The 21676-nt window shown below is 55.3% G+C and carries 26 protein-coding genes; 14 read left to right on the top strand and 12 right to left on the bottom strand.

Annotation, left to right across the window (positions count from 1 at the left end; all coding sequences use genetic code 11):
• Window positions 1-644: 644 nt before the first annotated feature.
• Window positions 645-1982, bottom strand: a complete 1338-nt coding sequence (locus F3J28_RS06730; protein ID WP_166874073.1) for an esterase-like activity of phytase family protein — start codon at window positions 1980-1982, stop codon at window positions 645-647.
• 194 nt (window positions 1983-2176) lie between these two features.
• Between F3J28_RS06730 and F3J28_RS06735 the strand changes: the two genes are divergently transcribed.
• Window positions 2177-3715, top strand: coding sequence for a methyl-accepting chemotaxis protein (locus tag F3J28_RS06735; protein ID WP_166874076.1), 1539 nt, complete (start codon window positions 2177-2179; stop codon window positions 3713-3715).
• 124 nt (window positions 3716-3839) lie between these two features.
• On the top strand, window positions 3840-4757 hold the full coding sequence (locus tag F3J28_RS06740) for a bestrophin family protein (protein ID WP_166874079.1): 918 nt from the start codon (window positions 3840-3842) through the stop codon (window positions 4755-4757).
• 104 nt (window positions 4758-4861) lie between these two features.
• Here F3J28_RS06740 and F3J28_RS06745 read toward each other — a convergent pair whose 3' ends face one another.
• On the bottom strand, window positions 4862-5542 hold the full coding sequence (locus F3J28_RS06745) for an ArsR/SmtB family transcription factor (RefSeq protein WP_166874082.1): 681 nt from the start codon (window positions 5540-5542) through the stop codon (window positions 4862-4864).
• A 75-nt stretch (window positions 5543-5617) separates the two neighbouring features.
• Between F3J28_RS06745 and F3J28_RS06750 the strand changes: the two genes are divergently transcribed.
• Both F3J28_RS06750 and F3J28_RS06755 read left to right on the top strand, forming a co-directional pair.
• Complete coding sequence (locus tag F3J28_RS06750; RefSeq protein WP_166874085.1) at window positions 5618-5977, top strand: antibiotic biosynthesis monooxygenase family protein; 360 nt, start codon at window positions 5618-5620, stop codon at window positions 5975-5977.
• Window positions 5970-6713, top strand: coding sequence for a sulfite exporter TauE/SafE family protein (locus tag F3J28_RS06755; protein ID WP_166874087.1), 744 nt, complete (start codon window positions 5970-5972; stop codon window positions 6711-6713). Before F3J28_RS06750 ends, F3J28_RS06755 begins: the two co-directional genes overlap by 8 nt.
• On the opposite strand, the gene F3J28_RS06760 is transcribed toward F3J28_RS06755, so the two are convergent.
• The gene (locus F3J28_RS06760) at window positions 6710-7099 is read right to left on the bottom strand and encodes a rhodanese-like domain-containing protein (protein WP_166874090.1); all 390 of its coding nucleotides are present in this window, start codon (window positions 7097-7099) and stop codon (window positions 6710-6712) included. The two genes, F3J28_RS06755 and F3J28_RS06760, sit on opposite strands and share 4 nt — an antisense overlap.
• Before the next feature lie 65 nt (window positions 7100-7164).
• Between F3J28_RS06760 and ftrA the strand changes: the two genes are divergently transcribed.
• The 3 genes from ftrA to F3J28_RS06775 all read left to right on the top strand — a co-directional run bounded on the left by ftrA (window position 7165) and on the right by F3J28_RS06775 (window position 8938).
• Window positions 7165-8169 (top strand): transcriptional regulator FtrA, encoded by a 1005-nt coding sequence (ftrA, locus tag F3J28_RS06765; protein ID WP_205247085.1) that lies wholly within the window; start codon window positions 7165-7167, stop codon window positions 8167-8169.
• Window positions 8170-8290: 121 nt separating this feature from the next.
• Window positions 8291-8386 carry a protein MgtS gene (gene mgtS / locus F3J28_RS06770; RefSeq protein WP_008459108.1) on the top strand — a complete coding sequence of 32 codons (96 nt, stop codon included), beginning with the start codon at window positions 8291-8293 and terminating at the stop codon, window positions 8384-8386.
• A 192-nt stretch (window positions 8387-8578) separates the two neighbouring features.
• Complete coding sequence (locus F3J28_RS06775; RefSeq protein WP_008459111.1) at window positions 8579-8938, top strand: RcnB family protein; 360 nt, start codon at window positions 8579-8581, stop codon at window positions 8936-8938.
• Window positions 8939-8983: 45 nt separating this feature from the next.
• Here F3J28_RS06775 and F3J28_RS06780 read toward each other — a convergent pair whose 3' ends face one another.
• Together F3J28_RS06780 and F3J28_RS06785 are read right to left on the bottom strand one after the other, a co-directional pair.
• Window positions 8984-9241: a MafI family immunity protein gene (locus tag F3J28_RS06780; RefSeq protein WP_008459113.1), complete on the bottom strand. Its 258-nt coding sequence runs from the start codon at window positions 9239-9241 to the stop codon at window positions 8984-8986.
• A gap of 147 nt (window positions 9242-9388) precedes the next feature.
• Window positions 9389-10291, bottom strand: a complete 903-nt coding sequence (locus tag F3J28_RS06785) for an alpha/beta hydrolase (RefSeq protein WP_166874096.1) — start codon at window positions 10289-10291, stop codon at window positions 9389-9391.
• Between the two features lie 270 nt (window positions 10292-10561).
• Between F3J28_RS06785 and ydfZ the strand changes: the two genes are divergently transcribed.
• On the top strand, window positions 10562-10765 hold the full coding sequence (ydfZ, locus tag F3J28_RS06790; RefSeq protein WP_166874507.1) for a putative selenium delivery protein YdfZ: 204 nt from the start codon (window positions 10562-10564) through the stop codon (window positions 10763-10765).
• A gap of 39 nt (window positions 10766-10804) precedes the next feature.
• Here the strand turns inward: ydfZ and F3J28_RS06795 are convergent, their stop codons facing one another.
• The gene (locus F3J28_RS06795; protein ID WP_061276457.1) at window positions 10805-11095 is read right to left on the bottom strand and encodes a hypothetical protein; all 291 of its coding nucleotides are present in this window, start codon (window positions 11093-11095) and stop codon (window positions 10805-10807) included.
• A gap of 66 nt (window positions 11096-11161) precedes the next feature.
• Here F3J28_RS06795 and tam point away from each other — a divergent pair, with 66 nt between their 5' ends.
• The gene (gene tam / locus F3J28_RS06800) at window positions 11162-11920 is read left to right on the top strand and encodes a trans-aconitate 2-methyltransferase (protein ID WP_166874099.1); all 759 of its coding nucleotides are present in this window, start codon (window positions 11162-11164) and stop codon (window positions 11918-11920) included.
• Here tam and F3J28_RS06805 read toward each other — a convergent pair.
• The 3 genes from F3J28_RS06805 to F3J28_RS06815 form a co-directional block, all read right to left on the bottom strand.
• Window positions 11917-12849, bottom strand: a complete 933-nt coding sequence (locus F3J28_RS06805) for an AraC family transcriptional regulator (RefSeq protein WP_166874101.1) — start codon at window positions 12847-12849, stop codon at window positions 11917-11919. The genes tam and F3J28_RS06805 overlap by 4 nt on opposite strands.
• A gap of 1 nt (window position 12850) precedes the next feature.
• Complete coding sequence (locus tag F3J28_RS06810; protein ID WP_166874104.1) at window positions 12851-14269, bottom strand: aldehyde dehydrogenase family protein; 1419 nt, start codon at window positions 14267-14269, stop codon at window positions 12851-12853.
• 101 nt (window positions 14270-14370) lie between these two features.
• Window positions 14371-14826, bottom strand: coding sequence for a multidrug/biocide efflux PACE transporter (locus tag F3J28_RS06815; RefSeq protein ID WP_008459125.1), 456 nt, complete (start codon window positions 14824-14826; stop codon window positions 14371-14373).
• Between the two features lie 88 nt (window positions 14827-14914).
• Here F3J28_RS06815 and F3J28_RS06820 point away from each other — a divergent pair, with 88 nt between their 5' ends.
• Window positions 14915-15778 (top strand): LysR family transcriptional regulator, encoded by an 864-nt coding sequence (locus F3J28_RS06820; RefSeq protein ID WP_166874107.1) that lies wholly within the window; start codon window positions 14915-14917, stop codon window positions 15776-15778.
• Between the two features lie 79 nt (window positions 15779-15857).
• A complete protein-coding gene (locus tag F3J28_RS06825) occupies window positions 15858-16481 on the top strand; it encodes a LysE family translocator (protein ID WP_008459129.1) in 624 nt (207 codons plus the stop codon).
• 43 nt (window positions 16482-16524) lie between these two features.
• On the opposite strand, the gene F3J28_RS06830 is transcribed toward F3J28_RS06825, so the two are convergent.
• Window positions 16525-16713 carry a YdiH family protein gene (locus F3J28_RS06830; protein ID WP_008459131.1) on the bottom strand — a complete coding sequence of 63 codons (189 nt, stop codon included), beginning with the start codon at window positions 16711-16713 and terminating at the stop codon, window positions 16525-16527.
• Between the two features lie 117 nt (window positions 16714-16830).
• On the opposite strand from F3J28_RS06830, the gene F3J28_RS06835 reads away from it, so the two are divergent.
• Complete coding sequence (locus F3J28_RS06835; RefSeq protein WP_008459134.1) at window positions 16831-17220, top strand: acyl-CoA thioesterase; 390 nt, start codon at window positions 16831-16833, stop codon at window positions 17218-17220.
• Window positions 17221-17252: 32 nt separating this feature from the next.
• Here the strand turns inward: F3J28_RS06835 and F3J28_RS06840 are convergent, their stop codons facing one another.
• The gene (locus F3J28_RS06840; RefSeq protein WP_166874110.1) at window positions 17253-17804 is read right to left on the bottom strand and encodes an AAA family ATPase; all 552 of its coding nucleotides are present in this window, start codon (window positions 17802-17804) and stop codon (window positions 17253-17255) included.
• A 102-nt stretch (window positions 17805-17906) separates the two neighbouring features.
• On the opposite strand from F3J28_RS06840, the gene F3J28_RS06845 reads away from it, so the two are divergent.
• The gene (locus tag F3J28_RS06845) at window positions 17907-18575 is read left to right on the top strand and encodes an epoxyqueuosine reductase QueH (protein WP_008459139.1); all 669 of its coding nucleotides are present in this window, start codon (window positions 17907-17909) and stop codon (window positions 18573-18575) included.
• A 98-nt stretch (window positions 18576-18673) separates the two neighbouring features.
• Window positions 18674-19330 carry a methyltransferase gene (locus F3J28_RS06850; RefSeq protein WP_166874112.1) on the top strand — a complete coding sequence of 219 codons (657 nt, stop codon included), beginning with the start codon at window positions 18674-18676 and terminating at the stop codon, window positions 19328-19330.
• 233 nt (window positions 19331-19563) lie between these two features.
• Here the strand turns inward: F3J28_RS06850 and dcp are convergent, their stop codons facing one another.
• The gene (dcp, locus tag F3J28_RS06855) at window positions 19564-21612 is read right to left on the bottom strand and encodes a peptidyl-dipeptidase Dcp (protein ID WP_166874115.1); all 2049 of its coding nucleotides are present in this window, start codon (window positions 21610-21612) and stop codon (window positions 19564-19566) included.
• Between the last annotated feature and the right edge of the window lie 64 nt (window positions 21613-21676).

A 21676-nucleotide genomic window follows, 5' to 3' on the forward strand; every position in this document is an offset into this window, starting at 1 on the left:
GCTGAAGTTCAATGACACTTAATACTATCGATTCCATTATCTACTGACATAATTAATCAGCCTCATATCGTTTTCAAGAAAAACATGGCGCTGCTTTAGCTCATTATCCAGACTATCGCCTTGTAGCCCCATGCATACTTTCCAGAAAAACACCATGCAATGTTAAAAATGCATTAACTATCAAATAGTTAAATCTATAAACAGTAATATATCACAAGATTTTTTCGTCTTGCTGGGTTTTATAAATCGTGGCGCAGGCAATACTGCGTTGGCGAGCAATTTTCATTACACCAGTACTTTTCAGTGATGTGTCAATACCGTACTGATGGCCGTAAAACCTTACCAGATCAGTTATTCCTGGACTGGCACATCATCGATTATGCTCGACACAAGCAAGCACTCTTCGGAGGGAAAACTATAATCAGCGTGAATATATGATTGGTTGACTTTATGTCAGATGCTGGAAAATCAATTTTCTGGAGTATAAACGGCATTATTGATTATAGCGTACAATCCGCTCCTCAGGAAATAGTCCTTCCATGGGCAGAAATGTTCCGGATAAAAGGCTCTCGGGGGCCAGGTAAACGGCAAGACTTCAGTAGCTTGCTCCTCTGCCGCAGGCGACAAAGGAGCAAGGGCAGAAATTACTTCAGGGGTTCGGGCAGCTTAATCACCCAGAAATCATTTTGTGATTCTGGTTTTTCCAGCGGCTTCAGCTCAATTTTGGTCGCCACTTCCGCGCCGTCTTTCAGCAGGTGACCTTTGCCGTCCACCTGGTAGTCATCGGCGTTCGCCAGCACGGCCTGCAGGCCAAAATCGTTGTCGTTGATCACGGCAATCGTCTGGTTATCAATCAGCGCCATGCCTTCGGCTTTTTCCTGCTGCCAGCCCAGCTTGCGCAGGTCGACAACCTCTTTTTTGCTCGCCAGCTTGATGCCGCGCGCCTTCAGTTGCTCAGCATCATCAAACTCCGGGGCTTTTTCTTTATCGAACCCGGCCAGATCGGACGCGCCGTTCAGGTCAACCACGTAGACCAGGTTGCGCATCTGTTTGTTTTTGTCACCGCCTTGCTCAATCAGCAGCAGGCGGTGGTTGTCCAGCGCCACGATATCGCCAATTTTGGCATCTTTGGATTTTTTATAGACGTCCACGTCGATCGGGTAGCCGTACATTTCGGTTTTACCGGTCGCCGGGTCGAGGCTGACCAAACGCGTGAACTGCGCGCTGTTTTTGGTTTTGCCGTCAATATCCAACGTGCTCTGCACCGCCGCAATAATCCGGCCATCCGGCATACGGGTGATGCCTTCGAACCCACGGTTAGGCTGGCGCCATTTGACAATATTCGGCAATCCGCCCGCCACGCCCTGTTCACCGTGCTCGGCCTGCGGGCCATATTTTTTCAGGATTTTTCCGTCAGCATCCACATGGATAACGAACGGGCCGTACTCGTCGCACAGCCAGTAACCGCCCTTGCCGTCCGGCGTGATGCCTTCGGTGTCCAGCCCGCGCTGGTCACTCTTCAACTTCTGGAGCGTATCGCTCAGGGCAATTTCATTGGTTGCGCCAATCAGCCCTTCCGGCAGCGGCAGCCCGCTAATCGGCCCCTGCGCATCATGCAGCGGCTTCGCGTCGATAGCTTCGGCTTTACCGTTGCTCACGCGGATGGTCATCAGCAGCGGCGTGAAGTCAGGATTTGCAAAAATCTTGGACTCTTTTTTCCCGGCTTTCGGCGAGTCAGCATTGGGCCCGCGATCCGTCACGGTAGTAAAGATCAGGTCGTCGCCCTGCTTGCCCATAAAGGTCAGGCCCGAGCCAACGCCTACCGGCAGTCCGTGCGGGAAGTTAGCGGCGTATTCACCTTTGTAGGCCACGCTGTCCCCTTGCGGAAACGTGACAACGTAACGGTCAACCTGCGCATCCGCAGCGTGACCAGCCAGAGGGAATACGGTACTGCAAAGTAAGGCAAGTGTTTTTAATTTCATGGTTTTTATATATATCGGTGGTTGAGGTACCGGAGTTATAAAATAGCCAGATGACAGTAAGATTACACTTTGTGCTCTAAATTTCCCGCCCGGTAAATATCCCCTTCCAGCTGCCGATAACCCTACAGCCAGCGGTGTTGAATGCTCTTCAGCGCGGCTGGGATAAGAATATTTCACCGACTTAAGGATTTAGTATGTCAGTCAGGCGTTTTTCGATTTTGGTTTTCAGCACGCTGTTGCTTATTTTTCTCGCCAGCACGGCGTCCAATATTTGGTCCCTCACCCGCAGCAACCACGCCCTCAATGACGTCAACAGCGAAATACGCGTAGTGTTATCCGTCATTGACCCCATTAACCACAGCCGCACGATGCGCGTTCGCGCCATGCAGGCCATTCAGGAGATGGAATCCGGCAACGCCGAGCAGGCCAGCCAGAGCCTGTCCGGGGCAAAAGAAGCGCTGGGTAAAGCAGACACCAGCTTTAAGGCTTACCTTGAAGCGACGAAACAGCCCGGGGAACAAGCGCTCGCCGATGACTATAAAGCCGCCTGGCTCGCCTATCGTGACGGAGGGCTGCAGCCTCTGTTAGAGGCCGCCCAGGCCAATGACAAAGCCCGCAGCGCGGAACTGGTCACGGGCACCATCCCGGCGCTCGATCGGGGGTTCGAAATCACGCTGGATAAGCTGCTGGCATTCCGGGAGCAACACGCACACCAGCTCAACGCCGACGCACAGGCAGGTTTTCAGTCGAGTTTTGTCGCCATCGGCCTGTTTGCCGCGCTGTTTATCGCGATTCTTGCCGCCGTGTTTGTTTTGCTGAAAGTTCGCGTCCTCAAAGAGCTGGACACCGCGAAGGCCCACTGCGCTGAAATTGCCAACGGCCTGCTGCACCGTACCATTGATATCAAATCCAATGATGAAATCGGCCAGATGATGCACAGCCTCGAGCAAATGCGCCTGTCGCTCACCGAAATCATCAGCCAGGTGCGCGAGTCCAGCACCACCGTCGGCTATGCATCAGAAGAGATTGCGGCGGGCAATACCGACCTGTCCGCTCGCACCGAAGAGCAGGCGGCGTCGCTGGGTGAAACGGCGGCCAGCATGGAACAGTTGACCGTCACGGTTAAACGGACGTCAGAAAGCTCGCATCAGGCCAATACGCTGGCTAACGGTATGCGCGCGGCGGCCAGCGAAGGTCAGCAAATCGTCGATCAGGTCATCGGCTCTATGCGCAATATCGAAACCAGCTCCGGCAAAATCGACAGCATTATTTCCATCATCGAAGACATCGCCTTCCAGACCAATATTCTTGCCCTTAACGCGGCGGTTGAAGCCGCACGAGCCGGGGAACAAGGTCGCGGTTTCGCGGTGGTCGCAGCGGAGGTACGCAATCTCGCCCAACGTTCTTCCGTGGCGGCAAAAGAAATTAAAGAGCTGATAGAGCTGTCCGGCCAGCAGGTCACCAACGGCAGCGAGCTGGTCAACCGGGCCGGGGAAAGCATGAAACGCATCGCTACGTCGATTACCCAGGTCACCACGCTGATGGCTGAGATTGCCGTCTCTACCGATGAGCAGAGCCGCGGCATTGAGCAGATTAATCAGGCCGTGCTGCAAATGGACGTGGTCACCCAGCAAAATGCCGCGCTGGTTGAGCAGGCCTCTGCCGCCGCGCATTCTCTAAAAGATCAGTCGCAGCGGCTCAATGAGTCGGTTTCAGTGTTTAAACTCGCCTGATAACCCTGGGGCTACCTCAACGCGCTTTGGGGTAGCCTTTGTTAAGTTTCTGTAGCGATAAAGATTGATCTGCGTCACAGTCTGCCGTTAAATACAGTCTCTTGTTACTAGTCTGTTACTCATCATGATCGTTCGCCCGCATCAACACTGGTTGGCTCGCCTCTTCGTCTGGCACGGCTCAGTGCTGGAAAAGATTTATTCCCGCCTGCTGCTGAATCTGCTGCTTTCTATTAGCGTTATTTTTTTCCTGCCGTGGTACGAAACCCTCGGGATCAAGCTCACCATCGCGCCATTCAGCATTCTCGGCGTGGCTATCGCCATTTTTCTCGGGTTCCGCAACAGCGCCTGCTACGCACGCTTCAATGAAGCGCGTCTGCTGTGGGGCCAGTTGGCCATCACCTCGCGCTCTTTGTTACGCGAGGTGAAAACGCTGGCGGGGGATCAGCCCGAAACGGTGCAGCGGTTTGTGAATTTACAGGTCGCCTTTTGCAACAGCCTGCGCATGACGTTGCGCAAAAAGCCGCAGCAGGAAACGCTTAGTCGTTACCTGAGCCCGCAGGATCTGGCCTGGGTCAGCGCAAGCCATGCGCCGTGTAACCGTATTTTGATGCTGATGGGCAGTTGGCTGAACCAGCAGCGCGAGCAAGGCGTGATTTCCGACGTGCTATGGCGCAGCCTGGACAATCATCTGAACGAACTGTCGGCGGTGTCCGGCGGCTGCGAACGCATTATTACTACGCCGATGCCCTTCGCCTATAGCCTGATTCAGCACCGCACGGTGTATATCTTCTGCATCATGCTGCCGTTTGCTCTGGTGACCGACCTCCACTACATGACGCCGTTTGTTTCCGTGTTTGTGTCGTATACCTTTATTTCCCTCGACTCGCTGGCCGAAGAGCTGGAAGATCCGTTTGGTACCGAGGACAACGACCTGCCGCTGGATGCTATTTGCGTGGCGATTGAGCGTGATTTACGGGATATGAACGATGAGGCGGAGAAGCCAGAGGCGCTGCAGCCGAACAGGCATTATCGGCTGAGCTGATTTCACCCTCAGCCTAACCCTCTCCCTGAAAGGGAGAGGGGATCAATCATGCTCCCCGTCGGCTATTTTCTCCCTTTTCCCATTGGGGAGAGGTGAAAACTCTGTCAAAACGCCACCCCAAACAATCCTGCCAGCTTACGCTTCCCGCTCTCCGACACGTGCAGCTCACGGCTGACCAGATCCCGCCGCATCCACCCTTTTTGTTCGCAGGTGTGCAGCAACGCTTTGCCTAGCTGCCCTCCCAGATGTTCGCGTCTTTCACTCCAGTCCAGACAGCCGCAGGCGTAGCGCCGGCGCGAGGCCCCGCTTTCCACGTTTACTCCCAGAAGCAGCAATTGTTCTTCCCCCCTGGCGGTGACCGCATACTCTTCACCCTCCAGCCAGCGAAGGCGAAATAATGCGTCATGTAGTGCCACGGCGATCTCTCCCGCCATATGGTCATAGCAGGTTCTGGCGTAGCGAAGATTGCCGGGGGTTTTGGTGCGCATAGTCGCGTCATCGCGGCCAACCAGCCCCATTAATCCTTCCAGCGCCCCGGCAATTTGGCTGCTGTGAAGCCGGTAGTAACGATGTCGCCCCTGCTGCACGCAGGCAATCAGCGATTGCTCCATTAACTTTGCCAGATGGCTGCTGGCCGTGGACGGTGCCACATTAGCCATGATGCTCAGTTCGGTTGCCGTCCACGCCCGGCCATCCATTAACGCGCACAGCATGCTGGCCCTTGTTTTGTCCGCAATGGCGGCGGCAACGGCGGCAAGCCGGGTTTCGAGAAAATCTGTTTCCATATTTCGATACTCAGCGAAGCGTCCTGTCTGACGATGGATTAGGGTTAGCAGGAGATAACAATAAGGAGCAACCTGATGATCGCCGTAATCTTTGAAGTCCTGCCTGCAGAAGGACACTATAGCCGCTATCTTGAACTGGCGGCAGAGCTAAAACCCCTGCTTGCCGATATTGATGGGTTTATTTCCATTGAACGTTTTCAAAGCCTTAGCGAACCTGGAAAAATCCTGTCGCTTTCGTTCTGGCGAGATGAGGCCGCCGTGCTGCAATGGCGCAATCAGGAATTACACCGCAGCGTTCAGCGCCAGGGCCGCCACTCGGTCTTTAGCGATTACCGGCTCAGGGTGGCGGACGTGATCCGCGATTACGGCATGTTTGAGCGCGAACATGCTCCGCAGGATAGCCGCAACGCACATAAGGAAAACACGAATGAATGATCTCAGCCTGAGCCTTGCCATTGCCGCTACTTTTGTTCTCGCTGGCACCGTCAAGGGCGTCACGGGGATGGGGTTACCTACCGTCGCCATGGGGATTCTGGGGTCATTGATTTCCCCGGTGGCGGCGGCTGGCATGCTGCTTTTACCCTCTTTCCTGACCAATATTTTCCAGCTTTATGAAGGTGGCAACCTGGCGGCATTGCTCCAACGCCTGTGGCCGATGATGCTAACCATTGTGCTGGGTACCCTTGGCAGCAGCAGTTTATTGGCCTCGGGCAGTAGTCATGCAACCACCGTGGCGCTGGGCATTGCCCTGATCGTCTATGCCTTATGGACGTTGTTTGCCAGGCCGCTGCACGTTCCCGCCCGCCACGAGCGCTGGCTCTCGCCGCTGATCGGCCTCCTCACCGGTTTATTGACCGGTGGCACGGGCGTATTTGTGATCCCCGCCGTGCCCTATATTCAGTCGCTTGGGCTTGAGCGCGATGAACTGGTGCAGGCGCTCGGGCTGTCCTTTACTTTTTCAACCCTTGCACTGGCCGCCGGGCTTTGGTGGCACGGCGCGCTGCAGGAAATAGCCATTGGCACGTCCGTCATGGCGGTTGTCGCCGCGCTTATCGGCCTGTTTGCAGGCCAGCGTATCCGCAGGCGCATCAGCCCATTAGTCTTCAAGCGCGGCTTCCTGATCTGCCTCGTTCTGCTTGGCGGTGATATGGTGCTCCGCGCGCTGATTTAGGCGAAAGGCAAACCTTCATCTTCCCAGCCGGTGATGCCGCCAGGCATCACCTTCACTAGCCTACCGAGCTGTGCCAGTTTCAGGGCCGCCCGGTCGGCACCGTTGCAGTGCGGCCCGGCGCAGTACACCACAAACAGCGTGTCCTCGGGCCATTCGGCCATGCGGGATTCGGTGATAAGCCGATGGGGTAAATGAATAGCCCCCGGCAGGTGCCGTCGGGCAAATGTTTCATCAGAACCCACCACGTGCAGCAGCACAAAATCAGGATCGCCGCTCTGGATCGCCGCGTTGACGTCGGCACAGTCAGTTTCAAGCGACAGTTTGTGCAGGTAATGCGCGGCGACGGTTTCTGAGGCTGCCGCAGGGTGGTCAGTCACGTAGCTCATGTTTATCTCCTTTTGGTTTGAGCTTTGATTCTGACGCCGAGACGGATGCTTGACAGCTGGCACGAATGACGATTAGCGTAAATATCATGACAAAATTAGCCCCCTTGCCTAAAAATCCTCTTGTCGTTGCGCTGGCTTACGACGGCCTTTGCACGTTCGAATTCGGCGTTGCCGTAGAAATTTTCGGCCTGCCGCGCCCCGAGCTGGGTGAGAATTGGTACCGCTTTGCCGTCGCCGGCATTGAGCCTGGCGATCTGCGGGCGATGGGCGGTATTCGCCTGGCAGTTGATGGCGGGCTGGATTTGCTGGCTGAAGCCAGTTTGATTGTGGTTCCAGGCTGGCGCGGGATCGATCAACCCGTGCCAGAGTCGCTTATTGCGGCATTGCAGGAGGCACATGCGCGCGGTGCACGCCTGATGTCCATTTGCTCCGGCGTGTTTGTGCTGGCGGCAACTGGTCTGCTTGATGGCCAGCGGGCAACCACCCACTGGCGCTACACGGAAGCGCTGCAGGCGCGTTACCCGGCGATCGAAGTGATCCCGGACGTGCTTTATCTGGATAACGGGGATGTTTTGACCTCGGCAGGCAGCGCGGCGGGCATCGATCTCGGCCTGCATCTGGTGCGCCGGGATTTTGGTGCCGCTGCGGCCAACAGCGTTGCCCGGCGCTTAGTCGTGCAGCCTCATCGCGAGGGCGGCCAGGCGCAGTTTATCGAACAAGCAGTCCCCGTAGAGTACGAAGGTGAGCGGTTTGCGCCGCTGTTTGATCACCTGCAGCGCCATTTAAACGAGCGGCACTCCGTGGCAAGCCTGGCCGCCTATGTCGGCATGAGCCCGAGAACTTTTTTACGCCGCTTCGAAGCCGCGACGGGCCTCACGCCCGCCGCCTGGCTGCTGCAAACCCGCCTTAAACGCTGCCGGGAGCTGCTGGAAAACAGCACGCTGCCGATAGAGCATATTGCCGAACAGACGGGATTTGGCTCAGCGGCGACGCTGCGTCACCACTTCCGGAAACATCTTCGAACGTCTCCCGGCACATACAGAAACTCATTTACTTCACAAAACGAATAATTTACCTGCGGTTAGGGATTGTTTAAGTTGTGTACGGTATGATAGCTCCACTCATCTGAGTAAACCCTTTTTTATCACGCGAGGTATTTCTATAGAAATGCAGTAATCTGGAGGATTAACTATGTTAGGGAACATGAACGTATTTATGGCAGTACTGGGATTCATCTTATTTTCCGGTTTTCTTGCCGCCTGGTTTAGCCACAAATGGGATGACTAATGAACGGTGACCTTCCCCCACCTACGACGCCTCTCGCGAAATAAACTTTCCGGGAGGCGTTTTCATTTCTGCGCCACCGCGGTGGAGGATTTGCTAACAAAAAAATACAGCGCGTAATGAGTAAATCGGCACAATTTGTTGTCTTCCTATACGGAATCAACAAAAGCAGACTGGATTCACTCTGGAGAATTTATGCGCAAGTCAACAAAAGTAGCGGTATTAACAGCGGTATGGCTCGCGGGCGCGCTGCCCTCTCTGGCCTTTGCCTATTCAGGTGATAAGCAGCTAAAGGCGACGGCACCGGGCACGTCGGCACAGTCCTATGAACTGAAAGAATTCTCCTCAGATTTCAAAATGTACAAGATCGGCGACATTGCGCCCGACATCTACCGGACCGAACCCTATAACATCAAAAGCTGGCAGCTTCGCCATCTCCCTGCGCCACAGGCCGGTAGCCACTGGACCTACATGGGCGGCAATTATGTCTTAATTACCGACGCTGAAGGAAAGATCCTTCAGGCAATGGCTGGCGATATATTTTATCAGCACTAAGGATAATCCAACCCTGAGGCTGGATATCCTTAACACCGAAAGGGTTTAATTTAATAAATTTCTCAGGGGATCGATTTCAGTATATTGATTATCGATCTCCAGTAACCCCGCAATATCCAGTACCTGCCTGTACTCATCAGGGCTAATACGCACCTGATAATTTGCGATATGTCCACACAGCGTTTCAAAAGCCAGTACATTTTCTGAGAAGTCGATATATTCCAGCGCGAAGTCAATGAGTGACGAATCGAGCCGGTTTTTAAGAGCCTCACCAAAGGTTTTGATTTTTTCGTTGATATCCATATTGACCACGTAAAGTTAATTGTTATTTGCGTGCCATCATTGGGAATGGGAAACGGCATCCTGCCGAAATACATCCCTATGGATATCGGATTGCGGGGAAATTTCTTGAGGGCGTGCGTAATACTTATTTCAGATAACGATCCGACACTAACTTTTCGCCAACCATTTCGCGTAATGATCGGGCCATTTCACGGTCGGTGTGCCAGGTTTGCCCATGCCGAAACCGTGGCCGCCGCTGCTGTAGCGGTGCATTTCTACCGGCACATGCTGCTGCTCACAGGCGGCGGCCATAATTAACGTATTCTGCGGGTCGGAAATTGGGTCGTCTTCGGCCTGGACCAGGAAAAACGGCGGCGAATGCGGGGTGACATAATTCTGCACAGACCAGGCGGCGTTCTCGGCAGATGAAGCATCCTTCCCGACAAGGATCTTATGGGTGGAGGTATGCTCGTAAGGTTTTTCCAGCGTAATCACCGGGTAAATCAACGCCGCCCGGTCGGCAAAAGCCGATTTCTCGTCTAAACGATCCTGCTTTGGATACGAGCGGTAATCGGGACGCGTGGCGGCCAGGCCAAGCAGATGCCCACCGGCGGAAAAGCCCAGCACGCTAACGTTATGTTCACGATCGCGCACGATTCTTAATGCGCGCTGTGCATCCTGGAAAGCAACCAGATTGCCATCAGTCCATCCTTCCGACGGCAAGCGGTAGCTCAGCACATACGCGGTATACCCCCGCGCCACCAGCCATTCCGCCGCGGGCCAGGCTTCTGACCCCATTTCAATACGCTTATAGCCCCCGCCCGCAGCCACCAGCACCGCCTGGCCATTAGGGGATTCGGGTTCAATCACGGTCAGAATCGGGATCGCAATATTGCTTTGCGCCCCGCGAGCCGAAGTCTGAATACTCCCTGTCGGCCCACCGCCGCCGGGAGGCGAACCTTTCCACAGCGGAATAACCGAACGCTTCACGCCCGATGCAGCAAAAGAAACGCCCGCTTTAGCCGCGAGTAATCCGGCGGTAACACAGGTAATAAAATGGCGACGATCCATAGTAAGCTCCTGACAATACAGGTTAATCACTATGCCAAAAGAGTGTGTCTAAAGTCATATTCTAAACCAGCAATACGTAACCAGCCGTTTCGCTTGAGTTAATTATGGAGAAAAACCGCCTGGTGGAAATCATTCTGTCCACTTTACTCATCGCCAAATAATAGCCAATTCATCATACAATTTGATTTTGATTAATGAATCCTGCCGCGCATCGGCCTTAAATAGTCTCCGGTCAAACTGTTTCATTCGTTAAGAGGAGTGCTCAACATGATGATGACCTGGGACCGCAACCGAAATGCCATTACCACCGGCAGCCGCGTTTTGATTAACGGCACGGGCAAAACCGGGCTGATTAAAGCCATTCACGGTGAGGGTAAAAGTGCCGAACAAATTCGCCGCAGTAAATGCGTGGAAGTGGAAGGTTGTGAAGGGCAATTTGAACCGACGGAATTATTCCGCCTGGGCTTACACTGATGGCTAAAAATTACCCGGCCTGCCGCCGGGTAACGGATGTTATTTTCGCAGCGCCCTGACCTGCGAAAAACCGTGCTCGAACACGCTGTCGGCGGCACAGATGATCACGATAACGTCGCCCCCGTTGGCTTCCTCCAGCAAACGCGCCAGCTCGGCGTCCAGCTCCCGGTTCATTTTCGGCATCGCCAGATGCATTTCCCCCGGGTAATCCTCATCTTCGTCAGGCGGCATGTCCTCGATGCGGCTGCCCTTTACCACATAAATCAGCAGATCATTGTCGTTATGGGTGAGCTCTAGTCTCAAATATTTGCCAACCGGATGTTTAGCCATGCGTTACCTTCAATAGCGTATAAAATAATTTGTCGGCAATGTTAGCAAAGCAACGAGGATAAAACGATGCAGGACTGGAACCCCGCGCTCTATTTGCAGTTTGAAGCTGAACGTACCCGCCCGGCCGCTGAGTTGGTTGCCCGAATTAACCACCCTGGCGCAAACACCTTTACCGATTTGGGCTGCGGCCCCGGCAATTCCACGGCGCTGCTGCGTAATCTGGCGCCAGAAGCTTCGATTACCGGGCTGGATAACTCTCCCGCGATGCTCGCCAAAGCCGGTGCCGCACTCCCCGACTGCCGCTTTGAAGAGGCGGACATCGCCACCTGGCAGCCCACCGTTAAGCAGGATGTGATTTTCGCCAATGCATCGCTGCAGTGGATAGCCAACCATAAACAGGTCTTCCCACATCTCGCCGCACAGCTGGCAGACGGCGGCGTGCTGGCGGTACAAATGCCCGATAACTGGCAGGAGCCCACGCATACATTGATGCGCCAGGTTGCCGACGAACTGGGGATCTCGCGCTCGAGCCGCGAAGCCTTGCTGACGGCTCAGGAATATTACGATCTGCTGGCCGAAAGTGGCTGCACGGTGGATATCTGGCGCACGACGTATTTCCACGTCATGCCATCCGCGCGCGCCATCATCGAGTGGTTAAGCTCGACGGGCCTGCGCCCTTACCTGCACGGGCTGGATGCCATTCAGCAGGAGGCGTTTCTTGAGCGCTATCACCAGTTGCTGCAGCGCGCCTACCGTAAGCAGCATGACGGCAACGTGCTGATGCCGTTCCCCCGCCTGTTTATTGTGGCGCGGAAAACGGCCTAGAATGAAGTGCCCTGTTGACGCAGGGCATCAATGTCCTGCAGCGGCGACGCGCCAAATGCCCGGCGATACTCCCGGTTAAACTGGGAGGGGGAATCATAGCCCACCTTCCAGGCGACGCTGGCCACATCGCCTTCGCAGCTCAATAAACGCCGGCGGGCCTCCAGCAGGCGAAGCTGTTTTTGGTACTGCAGCGGGCTCATGATGGTCAGAGCTTTGAAGCGGTGATGCAGGCTGGAAGCGCTCATGCCGACGCGCTTCGCCAACTCATCAATGACCAGCGGCTCGGCATAATTCTGTTTGATCCAGTTAATGGCTTCCCCTACGCCTTTGCCCTGCGTCCAGCCCAGCGCCTGTTTCCAGAATGAAGCCCCGGCGGGAGCTATGACCAGCCGGTAGAGAATTTCTTGCTTGATGAGCGGCGCGAGGGCATGCAGATGCTGCGGGCTGTCCAGCAGCGTGACCAGGCGCAGAAAAGCGCCCTGGAGCTCTTCTTCCGCGGCGGCGACCCAGGCCCCGATTTTCTCCCCTTTGCCCTCCGGCAGCACCACGTTCATGTTCATGATCAGGTCGGCAATTTCTTTCCCGTCAAGGTCGATGCGCACGCCGTAGTAAGGCTCGGCTTCGCTCGCGCGGGTCACCTGCCCGGACACCGGCATATCCACGGCTGCCAGCGAATAGCTGCCGGGACCGTACTCCGTGACGTTGTCACCGATAAGCATTTTTTTGCTGCCCTGCAGCACCATGCACATGGACGGAGAAAGCATCCCGCGATTGAGCAGCGTCGGCTGTTCGATGCGAATAAAGCTGAGCCACGGCAGCGCGCAGCTGAGCTCCTTCACCCCACCGCCGCCGCCCGCCGGGTAACGACGGGCGACACGCTGGTGCAATTCGTCAATAATGCGGCCCGAAGGCCGCTCGGTTGGTTGCATATTACTGCCCCATGATGGCTTTGGGTTCAAGATACGCTTCCAGCCCGTAAGTGCCAAATTCGCGGCCAAGGCCGGACTGTTTAAAACCGCCGAACGGCGCGAGCGGTTCGTCATAAACGCCGTTGACGAACACGCGCCCCGCGATAAGCTGCCGGGCGACGGCCGCCGTGCGCACGGTATCTTTCCCGCTAACGTAGGCCTGCAGGCCATAAACCGTATCATTGGCGATCTGCACCGCCTCTGCATCATCGCGGTAGGTAATCACCGACAGCACCGGGCCAAAAATTTCCTGTTGGGCGATGGTCATGTCGTTGCGAACGTTCACAAACACCGTCGGTTTCACAAAGTAACCGCTTGCCAGCCCCTCGGGACGCCCTTCTCCCCCGCAAAGCAGCTCCGCCCCTTCGGCAATCCCGCTACGAATATACTCCTGCACGCGCTGGTACTGCCGGGCGGTCACGGCGGCCCCGATGTTCGTTTTCGGATCCCGCGGGTTGCCTGGTACCAGAATAGCCAGATGTTTGAGAATTTGCGCTTTGACCTCGGCCAGCCTGCTTTCTGGCACCAGCAGGCGAGTCCCTGCGATACAGGCCTGGCCGCTGTTCCAGCTCATGACCTGCAGCGCCAGCGGAATAGCGGTATCAAGATCGGCATCGTCCAGCAGCACGTTGGCAGATTTGCCGCCCAGTTCAAGGGTGACGCGCTTCATGGTTGCCGCCCCGTCACGGGCAATCGTTTTGCCCACCGCCGTTGAGCCAGTGAACGAGATTTTAGCCACGTCCGGGTGGCGCGTGATTTCCGCCCCAACCACATTGCCCAGGCCGGTAACGATATTAATCACGCCGTCAGGCAGCCCGGCGGCATGCAGGCATTCCGTGATGATCGCCGTTTGACGGGCGCTGAGTTCACTGGGCTTGATAACGGCGGTGCTGCCGGAGGCAATCACCATCGACAGTTTGCCAGCGATAAAGCCGTAGTTAGCGTTCCAGGGGGTAATGAGCCCAACCACGCCCAGCGGCTCCATGACCACTTTCGCCATCCCCGCCTGTGATTCAAAAGCGTAGTCTTTCAGCAGATCGATAGCCTGGAGGAAGCTGTTGTACGAGCGAGCCACGGTGCTTTGGGCGAAAGCGACCGGACAGCCGTATTCATCCACCATAGTTTCCACCAGCTCGTCTTCACGGGCTTTCACGGCGTCGTGCAGCAGCTGCAGCCAAATCATTCTTTGTTCACGGCTGGAGAGGCGCATTTGCGGAAATGCGGCTTTTGCCGCGGCGATGGCGAGGCGGGTGTCTTCTTCGTCTGCCAGGCGAACCTGAGCGACAGGTTGTTCGCTGACGGGATGAATTAAGGTCAGCACCTCAGTGCCGTGGGGCGTGACGTGCTGACCGTTAATATAGAGGGTGTCGATGGTTTTCATTTATTGCGCTCCAGGGGGTTGTGTCTGACGCTTAAAGTGTCGTCGAACGCGGCCGTTTTCCTGTAGCGCAATCCTGTTTGATGCTTGCACAATCCTGCAAATCAGGACTGCTTTTTCATCTCTCTGCTGGCCACGTTCTGAAAGCGTCTGGCGCGCAGCCAGTCGTAACACCAGTTATAAGCCACGGTGTACGGCAGGAAGAACAGGAAGAAACCAATCTCTACCATCAGCGCCTGCAGCAGCGTGACATTCAGCATCCAGGCGGCAAGCGGCAGGCCAATCAGAATAAAGCCCCCTTCGAAGCCCAGCGCGTGCGCAACGCGCAATCCCATACCACGCTTGAGTGACGGCGGGTAAAATTTATCAAACCCGGCGTTGTAAATAATGTTCCAGACCATCGCGACGGTGGACAGCATGATAGCCAGCGCACCCATCTGGAAAAGCGGTTTGTTCATTAGCCAGGCGGCGGTTGGCGCACAGATACCGATGGCGATAGCCTCGAAGCCGACGGCATGCACAATGCGCTCAGACAGGCTTCTGTTGTTTTGCGATTTCATTTTGATGACTCCTTTTTCACAAGGTCGCCATTATCATCGTAATTATTGATATGATATAGCTAACAGCCATCGATAAAAGCGATAGTTTATGCGTTACTCCCCGGAATCACTGGAAGCCTTTTTACAGGCCGTTGAAACGGGTTCTTTTTCCGCCGCCGCACGCAAGCTGAAAAAGAGCCAGTCCACTGTTAGCAGCGCTATTGCCAACCTGGAAGCTGACCTTGGCGTGACGCTGTTCGATCGCCACGCCAGGCAGCCCACGCTTACCCCGCACGGGCAGCGCGTTTTGCCCTATGTACAGGCTATTTTTGCCGCCAGCGAGCGGCTGGATGAAGTTTCCGTCCGTCTGGCGGATAACGTCGAGCCGCGCCTGACGTTTGTGCTTTCCGACATGTGGCAAACCGCCCACCACGAATCCATCCTGCAGCAGTTTTCCGAGCGTTACCCGGACATCGAATTTGAATGCATTATTGCTGAGGATGAGGACGTGATTGATAGCCTGCAGATTGGTCGCGCCCACGTCGGCGTCCTGCGTGTTCAGGAGAGTTACCCGCCGGATATCACCGTCGCCCGCCTTCAGGTTGGTGCAGAAATGACCATTTTTATCCATCGCGATCATCCGCTGGCGAAGCAGACAGAGGTGCGGATGGATGAGCTACATACCGTGCGGCAACTGGTGCTTAAAACCTTTGTGCGCCCCGGTAAGGTCGCCGCACGCGGCCCTATCTGGTCGTCTCCATCTTTACTGCTGCTGCTTGAGATGGCGGAACAGGGTTTTGGCTGGGGAATTTTGCCGAGCTGGCTGGTGAACCAGTTTGGTCACGGCGTGCTTAAGCCGCTGAAGGTGGAAGGCTGGCCGCAAAATCTTGAGGTGGATGTCGCCTGGTCGAACAAAACGCCGCCCGGCCCGGCTGGCCGCTGGATGATCGACCGACTACGCGAGCGGCGGTAATAACTCGGCACACACTTGCGGTTGTCACCCGCACGGCTTTCAGGTTAAAAAACGTTATTCCACCAACAGGATCCCGTAAATGAGCGTTATCACTCCCCTTTTTGCTATTACCGCCACCATCGCGCTGGGCGCCATGAGCCCGGGCCCAAGCTTTGTTTATGTCGCCCAAAATGCCGTAGCGCGTTCACGCGCGCATGGGCTGGTGACCGCGCTGGGAACCGGCGTCGGGGCGGCGGCGTTTTCACTGATGGCGCTGCTGGGTTTACAGGCTTTTCTGCTGGCGGTGCCGGTGGCCTATACCGGGATCAAGATAGCCGGCGGGCTTTATCTGCTGTGGCTGGCTTATAAGATAATCAAACACTCGCGCGAGCCGCTGCACGTGGGCGCCGTGGGGAAAAGCGATAAAAGCATGATAGCCACCTTCCGTGACGGGCTGTTCACCCAGTTGAGCAACCCGAAAACCGCCGTCGTGTTTGCCAGTATTTTTACCGCGCTGCTGCCGCGCGAGATCCCGGCGTTCTACTACGTCGTGCTGCCGGTGCTGTGCTTTGTGATTGATGCGGGATGGTATTCAATTGTCACGCTGGTGCTCTCTTCCGAGAAACCGCGCAATGCCTACCTGCGTTTTAAAACCGTGATTGACCGCTTAGCGGGCGGCGTGATGGGGATTTTGGGGCTGAAGCTGATTTTCTTCTCACGCTAAAAAACAGAAAGCCACCGCTTGCGGTGGCTCAGACAGAGTGGGATCAGTGAATCCCCAACCGGTGCGCATGGAAAATCTCTTCACGCAGTTCGAGGTGGGTTAAACCCAGCAGATCGGCAAACTCCAGCTTGAGCTGTTGCAGGCGGATCAGGAATTGCGCGGGGGTTAACTGCTCTTGTTCACGACGAAGAAATTCAAACGCTAAGGTGGTTGGGGTTATCTCGGTGTCCATGGTAATCCTCTGTTGGGTTGTGAAATCGGCACTATTGTACCACCAATGCGCTGTTCAAAAAACAGCCAGATCAGGATTTCTGGCGCTTAACTTTTATAACAACATCAGGACTGAAACATGTTTTCTAAGCATTATGAAGTGGATGAAAGCCATATTGATTTTCAGGGCGTAGTCGACGGCCTGTACTATCCGTTTTACATGGAGTGGACACGCCACGCCTACATGCGCGAGGCGCTCGGTATTGATATCGAGGAAGAGTTCCGCCAGGGCAAGCTCTACATGGTGCTGGAGTACTCCCTGCGCTTTCGTAAGAGCCTGCAGAAAGGCGACAACGTTGAGGTCACCTGCCAGCTTGAACGCAACGAAAAACGCAACCGCGTGAACTTCGCGCAGCAAATCAAAGTTGATGGCGTGGTTTATGCCGAAGCGACGTTTGTCGCCACCTGCCTGGCCAATGGCCGCCCTTCCATGCCGGAAGCCGTACTGAACGCACTGGAACAGCTTTAACATCGATTAGCGAAGGGCAACCGCGCTCTTCGCTAGCCTTCCTCCAGCACCTGGAGGATGTAATCTGTTCTCCACTCCACGCTCCCCTCCGGCAACAAGATTATCCGATACCCTAGCTTGCCGTAAGTGTCAGCCATGATTGCAGCCGTCTGCACCGCCTCTTCCCAGCTCTGCTTTCTTTCTGCATCCCCGGCATAAATAGCCTTCCAGGGCGGTGTCAGGAAAATATCAGAATGGTAGGGAAACCGTCTAACGGCTTCCAACAGATGATCGGGAATGGGCAACTGCATCAGGGTGAGATAACCCAGGATGTCCGGCACGCCGCGATCGTAAAAACAATAAGTCTGTTTTTCGTCTGCGCCATACCAGGAGCGCATTTCCCACCCAAGCATTTGCTCAGCAAATGCCGCAGGATCCTGCCAGGGTAAGGCGTGTCCGCCAATTTGCTGCTGGTGCTGAATAATGCTCCTCCCGGCCTCCGGCTGACAATCAAAACCCCGGCGCTTGAGCTCATTAATGAGGGTACTTTTCCCGGAACCTGGCCCGCCGGTAAGCACCACACGTTTCACCTGAATATTGTTCATAAACCTCCCAAACATTATTTTCTTTACTGATTTATGGTGATTCCACGCCCTCGTTCCTGCTACCCTCTGGCAAAAAAGTGAATAAGACTTAGGATCACCCGCATGCAAGAATTTATCCGGCCGGTTTTGAACCTGCCTAACAACGAGAAGAAACTGCTGCTGCACTCCTGCTGCGCCCCCTGCTCGGGTGAAGTCATGGAGGCCATACACGCGTCCGGTATCGAATACACCGTGTTCTTCTACAACCCAAACATTCACCCGCAGAAAGAGTATTTACTGCGCAAGGATGAAAACATTCGCTTTGCGGAACAGCACGGCGTGCCGTTTGTGGATGCGGATTACGATACCGATAACTGGTTTGAGCGTGCGAAAGGGATGGAGTGGGAGCCGGAGCGTGGAGTGAGATGCACCATGTGCTTTGATATGCGTTTCGAGCGTACCGCACTTTACGCCCATGAGCACGGATTTAATGTCATCAGCAGTTCGCTGGGGATTTCCCGCTGGAAAAACATGCAGCAGATAAACGACTGCGGGCACCGCGCCGCCGCGCCTTATGAAGGCATGAGCTATTGGGATTACAACTGGCGCAAACAGGGTGGCTCCGCTCGCATGATTGAAATCAGCAAGCGCGAACAGTTCTACCAGCAGGAATACTGCGGCTGCGTCTATTCCCTGCGCGACACCAACCTGCACCGGAAAGCCAATAACCGGCCGATGATTAAAATCGGCAAGCTGTTCTACGGCAAGGACGACGAGTCATCTCAGGCTTAACCCACTGAATGGCTGACACATTTTTGCATTAATTAACGGTTGCCCGTATTAAGGGCAGCTGTTTTAATTTCCTCTTTAAATTATTACCAGAGGGAACTATGCAAAATAATACTCACGCTGGCGTCAGGGCTTACAACCCTATCACTCTAAAACTTTACGACTGGTGGGTGTTAAAGATCTCAAATCAGTACGCCTGGCGTTGTCCGACAGACACCGTCTTGCTCCCGCATTTCAAGGCCCACACCGGCGAAAATCATCTGGATATCGGGGTGGGAACGGGCTATTACCTGCCTCACCTGCCTGCCACCGTTGAACTTTCCCTGATGGATTTGAACACCAGCAGCCTGCAGGCGGCCTCGGAGAAAGCGGGCCACAGAATCAAAGACCATCTGCAGCATGATGTGTTTAAGCCCCTGCCGCAGAGCTGGCACGATCGTTTTGACTCCATCTCACTTTTCTATTTACTGCATTGCCTGCCCGGCTCGCTAAACGACAAAGCGCTGGCGATAGATAACATTGCCCGTGCGCTTAAAACAGAAGGCACGCTCTTTGGCGCGACGATTCTGGGTGAAGGCGTGGCGCACAATGCTTTTGGCCGCAAGCTAATGAACGTTTATAACAAGAAAGGGATCTTTTCTAATCGGCAGGATTCAGCAGGGCTGCTAAAGGATGTTTTGACCGCGAGATTCGAACGGGTCGACGTAAAAATTGAAGGAACAGTCGCGTTATTTACCGCCAGCGGACGCCGCGATTAAGAGGGAAAATCCGGGAGCCTGCCGACATCGATCAGGCCCCGTAATCGTTCAAAATAACCCAGAAGTACCCTGCATTTTCCCGAGCAGGTTTGAAATTTATAGCCAGCAACCCTGGACATTGCACGGATATATTCTGTTTGATTTTTAAGGCACTTAACGCAAATCAGGGCTTTGCAGTTTGCGTTAAGTGCGATTTCACTGCGGCTACACTAGTGAGAGCGCTTTCTTTGCCGTTATTGCTCCGCCAGCCCGCGGTTTTTCAGCATCGGTTCGCTGTGCGGATCGTGCCCTCGCCAGTCTCGGTATAACGCTTCCAGATCGCTGCTGTTGCCTCTTGAGAGAATCGCCTCCCGGAAGCGCTGACCGTTTGCGGCGCTGAGCCCCCCCTGCTCCACAAACCACTGATAGCCGTCGTCCGCTAACATTTGCGTCCAGATATAGGCGTAGTAACCCGCCGCGTAGCCGCCGCCAAAAATATGGGCAAAATAGCTACTGCGGTAGCGAGGCGGCACCTCGGCCAGCTTGATGTGCTCTTTTTCCAGCGCTTCAGCTTCGAAGCGCGCCACATCGTCAATGGCCGTGTCTGGCGCCAGGCTGTGCCAGTTCATGTCCAGCAGCGCCGCCGCCAGCAGCTCGGTCATGTCGTAGCCTTTGTTGAACTGCGCGGCGCGGAACAGTTTGCTGCGGAGCGACTCCGGCATTGGCTCGCCGGTCTGGTGATGCCGGGCATAATTGGCAAAGACCTCGGGATGGCTCGCCCAGTGCTCGTTAATTTGCGAAGGGAACTCCACAAAATCTCGCGGCGTGTTGGTCCCCGAAAGGCTCGCATAGCGCTGGGTAGCAAACAGGCCGTGCAGCGTATGGCCGAACTCGTGAAACAGCGTTATGACATCGTCCCATGAAATCAGTGCCGCCTCGCCGCTGGCCGGTTTGGTGTAGTTGCATACGTTGTAGATCACCGGCATGGCGTCAAACAGCGTGGATTGCTCGACAAAGTTCCCCATCCACGCCCCGCCGCCTTTGCTGTCTCGGGCGAAGAAATCACCGTAGAACAGCGCCATGCCGCGCCCATCGTTATCAAAAATCTCCCAGGTGCGCACATCCGGGTGGTAAGTCGGGATGTCAAAACGTTCCACGAAACGCAGCCCGAAGAGCTGGCTGGCGGCCCAGAATACGCCGTTAGTCAGCACACCGTTGAGTTCAAAATACGGTTTAATCTGCCCTTCATCGAGATCGTACTTCGCGCTACGCACCTGCTCGGCGTAAAACTGCCAGTCCCATGCCGTGGCCTGGAATCCCCCGTTCTGGGCATCAATAACGTCCTGAATGTCTTTCAGTTCGCGGCGCGCCCGCCCGGTGGCCGCAGGGACGATGTTCCGCATAAAGCGCAGCGCCGCATCGGGGGTTTTCGCCATCTGGTCGGCCATTTTCCAGGCCGCGTAGTTTTCAAAGCCCAAAAGCTGAGCTTGTGCAGCCCGCAGCGTAGCCAGGCGAGCGACGATGGCGCGAGTATCGTTCGCATCGTTGCGCTGGGCACGCGTCCAGCCAGCCTCAAAGAGCGCTTCTCGCGTGGCGCGGTCGCTCAGGCTTTGTAAAGCCGGCTGCTGGGTAAAATTCAGCAGCGGAAGCAGCCATTTCCCCGGCAGGCCTTTGTCAGCCGCAGCCTGCGCCGCAGCCGCAATTTCCGCGCTGGTCAGGCCCTGAAGCGCCTCAGCATGGTCAACCACCAGGCCACCGGCTTTATCCGCCGCATGAAGACGATTGTTGAACTGGCTGGTGAGCTGGGCGCTCTCTTTGTTCAGCGCTTTCAGCTGCGTTTTATCCTGCTGGCTTAACGTGGCGCCCGCCAGCTTGAACGACTGCCAGGTCACTTCCACCAGCCGCAGGGATTCCGCATCCAGATTGAGGTCGTGGCGCTGCTGATAAACGCGATTCAGCCGGGCGAATAAGGTGTCGTTCAGGCGAATTTCATCGGCAAGCTCAGCCAGTTCGGTGGAGAACTCTTCATCAAGCTGCTGCAGGAAATCGCTGGTGTGCGCCGACGTCATGGCGTAGAACACTGTAGTCACGCGGCCCAGCATCGCACCGGTTTTCTCCAGCGCCAGGTAAGTATTTTCAAACGTAGGCTCAGCCGGATCACCGGCAATGGCGACGACTTCTGCGCGTTTGATGCGCTTACCTTCATCGAAAGCCGGTCGGTAATGGTCGTTAGTTATCTCGTCGAAATGCGGGGCCTGATAAGGCAATAAACTCGGCTGGAAAAACGGGTTGCTCTGCAACATCCTCTACTCCCGGTGACCTGAAATGTGGGTTAGTTATAGCGCATTTAGCTTCGTTTCTTAAAAG

The sequence above is a fragment of the Enterobacter sp. Ap-1006 genome, from assembly GCF_011752835.1.
Lineage (GTDB): Bacteria > Pseudomonadota > Gammaproteobacteria > Enterobacterales > Enterobacteriaceae > Cedecea.

Bases quoted from the DNA above. Each gene is read 5' to 3' on its own strand.
- F3J28_RS06805 (WP_166874101.1), bottom strand. From the start codon at position 12,849: ATGCAACCAACCGAGCGGCCTTCGGGCCGCATTATTGACGAATTGCAC.
- F3J28_RS06815 (WP_008459125.1), bottom strand. From the start codon at position 14,826: ATGAAATCGCAAAACAACAGAAGCCTGTCTGAGCGCATTGTGCATGCC.
- F3J28_RS06745 (WP_166874082.1), bottom strand. From the start codon at position 5,542: ATGGAAACAGATTTTCTCGAAACCCGGCTTGCCGCCGTTGCCGCCGCC.
- F3J28_RS06780 (WP_008459113.1), bottom strand. From the start codon at position 9,241: ATGGATATCAACGAAAAAATCAAAACCTTTGGTGAGGCTCTTAAAAAC.
- F3J28_RS06730 (WP_166874073.1), bottom strand. From the start codon at position 1,982: ATGAAATTAAAAACACTTGCCTTACTTTGCAGTACCGTATTCCCTCTG.
- F3J28_RS06830 (WP_008459131.1), bottom strand. From the start codon at position 16,713: ATGGACACCGAGATAACCCCAACCACCTTAGCGTTTGAATTTCTTCGT.
- F3J28_RS06835 (WP_008459134.1), top strand. From the start codon at position 16,831: ATGTTTTCTAAGCATTATGAAGTGGATGAAAGCCATATTGATTTTCAG.
- F3J28_RS06840 (WP_166874110.1), bottom strand. From the start codon at position 17,804: ATGAACAATATTCAGGTGAAACGTGTGGTGCTTACCGGCGGGCCAGGT.
- F3J28_RS06755 (WP_166874087.1), top strand. From the start codon at position 5,970: ATGAATGATCTCAGCCTGAGCCTTGCCATTGCCGCTACTTTTGTTCTC.
- mgtS (WP_008459108.1), top strand. From the start codon at position 8,291: ATGTTAGGGAACATGAACGTATTTATGGCAGTACTGGGATTCATCTTA.
- F3J28_RS06810 (WP_166874104.1), bottom strand. From the start codon at position 14,269: ATGAAAACCATCGACACCCTCTATATTAACGGTCAGCACGTCACGCCC.
- tam (WP_166874099.1), top strand. From the start codon at position 11,162: ATGCAGGACTGGAACCCCGCGCTCTATTTGCAGTTTGAAGCTGAACGT.
- F3J28_RS06775 (WP_008459111.1), top strand. From the start codon at position 8,579: ATGCGCAAGTCAACAAAAGTAGCGGTATTAACAGCGGTATGGCTCGCG.
- F3J28_RS06735 (WP_166874076.1), top strand. From the start codon at position 2,177: ATGTCAGTCAGGCGTTTTTCGATTTTGGTTTTCAGCACGCTGTTGCTT.
- F3J28_RS06785 (WP_166874096.1), bottom strand. From the start codon at position 10,291: ATGGATCGTCGCCATTTTATTACCTGTGTTACCGCCGGATTACTCGCG.
- F3J28_RS06750 (WP_166874085.1), top strand. From the start codon at position 5,618: ATGATCGCCGTAATCTTTGAAGTCCTGCCTGCAGAAGGACACTATAGC.
- F3J28_RS06740 (WP_166874079.1), top strand. From the start codon at position 3,840: ATGATCGTTCGCCCGCATCAACACTGGTTGGCTCGCCTCTTCGTCTGG.
- F3J28_RS06825 (WP_008459129.1), top strand. From the start codon at position 15,858: ATGAGCGTTATCACTCCCCTTTTTGCTATTACCGCCACCATCGCGCTG.
- ydfZ (WP_166874507.1), top strand. From the start codon at position 10,562: ATGATGACCTGGGACCGCAACCGAAATGCCATTACCACCGGCAGCCGC.
- F3J28_RS06845 (WP_008459139.1), top strand. From the start codon at position 17,907: ATGCAAGAATTTATCCGGCCGGTTTTGAACCTGCCTAACAACGAGAAG.
- F3J28_RS06760 (WP_166874090.1), bottom strand. From the start codon at position 7,099: ATGAGCTACGTGACTGACCACCCTGCGGCAGCCTCAGAAACCGTCGCC.
- F3J28_RS06820 (WP_166874107.1), top strand. From the start codon at position 14,915: ATGCGTTACTCCCCGGAATCACTGGAAGCCTTTTTACAGGCCGTTGAA.
- dcp (WP_166874115.1), bottom strand. From the start codon at position 21,612: ATGTTGCAGAGCAACCCGTTTTTCCAGCCGAGTTTATTGCCTTATCAG.
- ftrA (WP_205247085.1), top strand. From the start codon at position 7,165: ATGACGATTAGCGTAAATATCATGACAAAATTAGCCCCCTTGCCTAAA.
- F3J28_RS06850 (WP_166874112.1), top strand. From the start codon at position 18,674: ATGCAAAATAATACTCACGCTGGCGTCAGGGCTTACAACCCTATCACT.
- F3J28_RS06795 (WP_061276457.1), bottom strand. From the start codon at position 11,095: ATGGCTAAACATCCGGTTGGCAAATATTTGAGACTAGAGCTCACCCAT.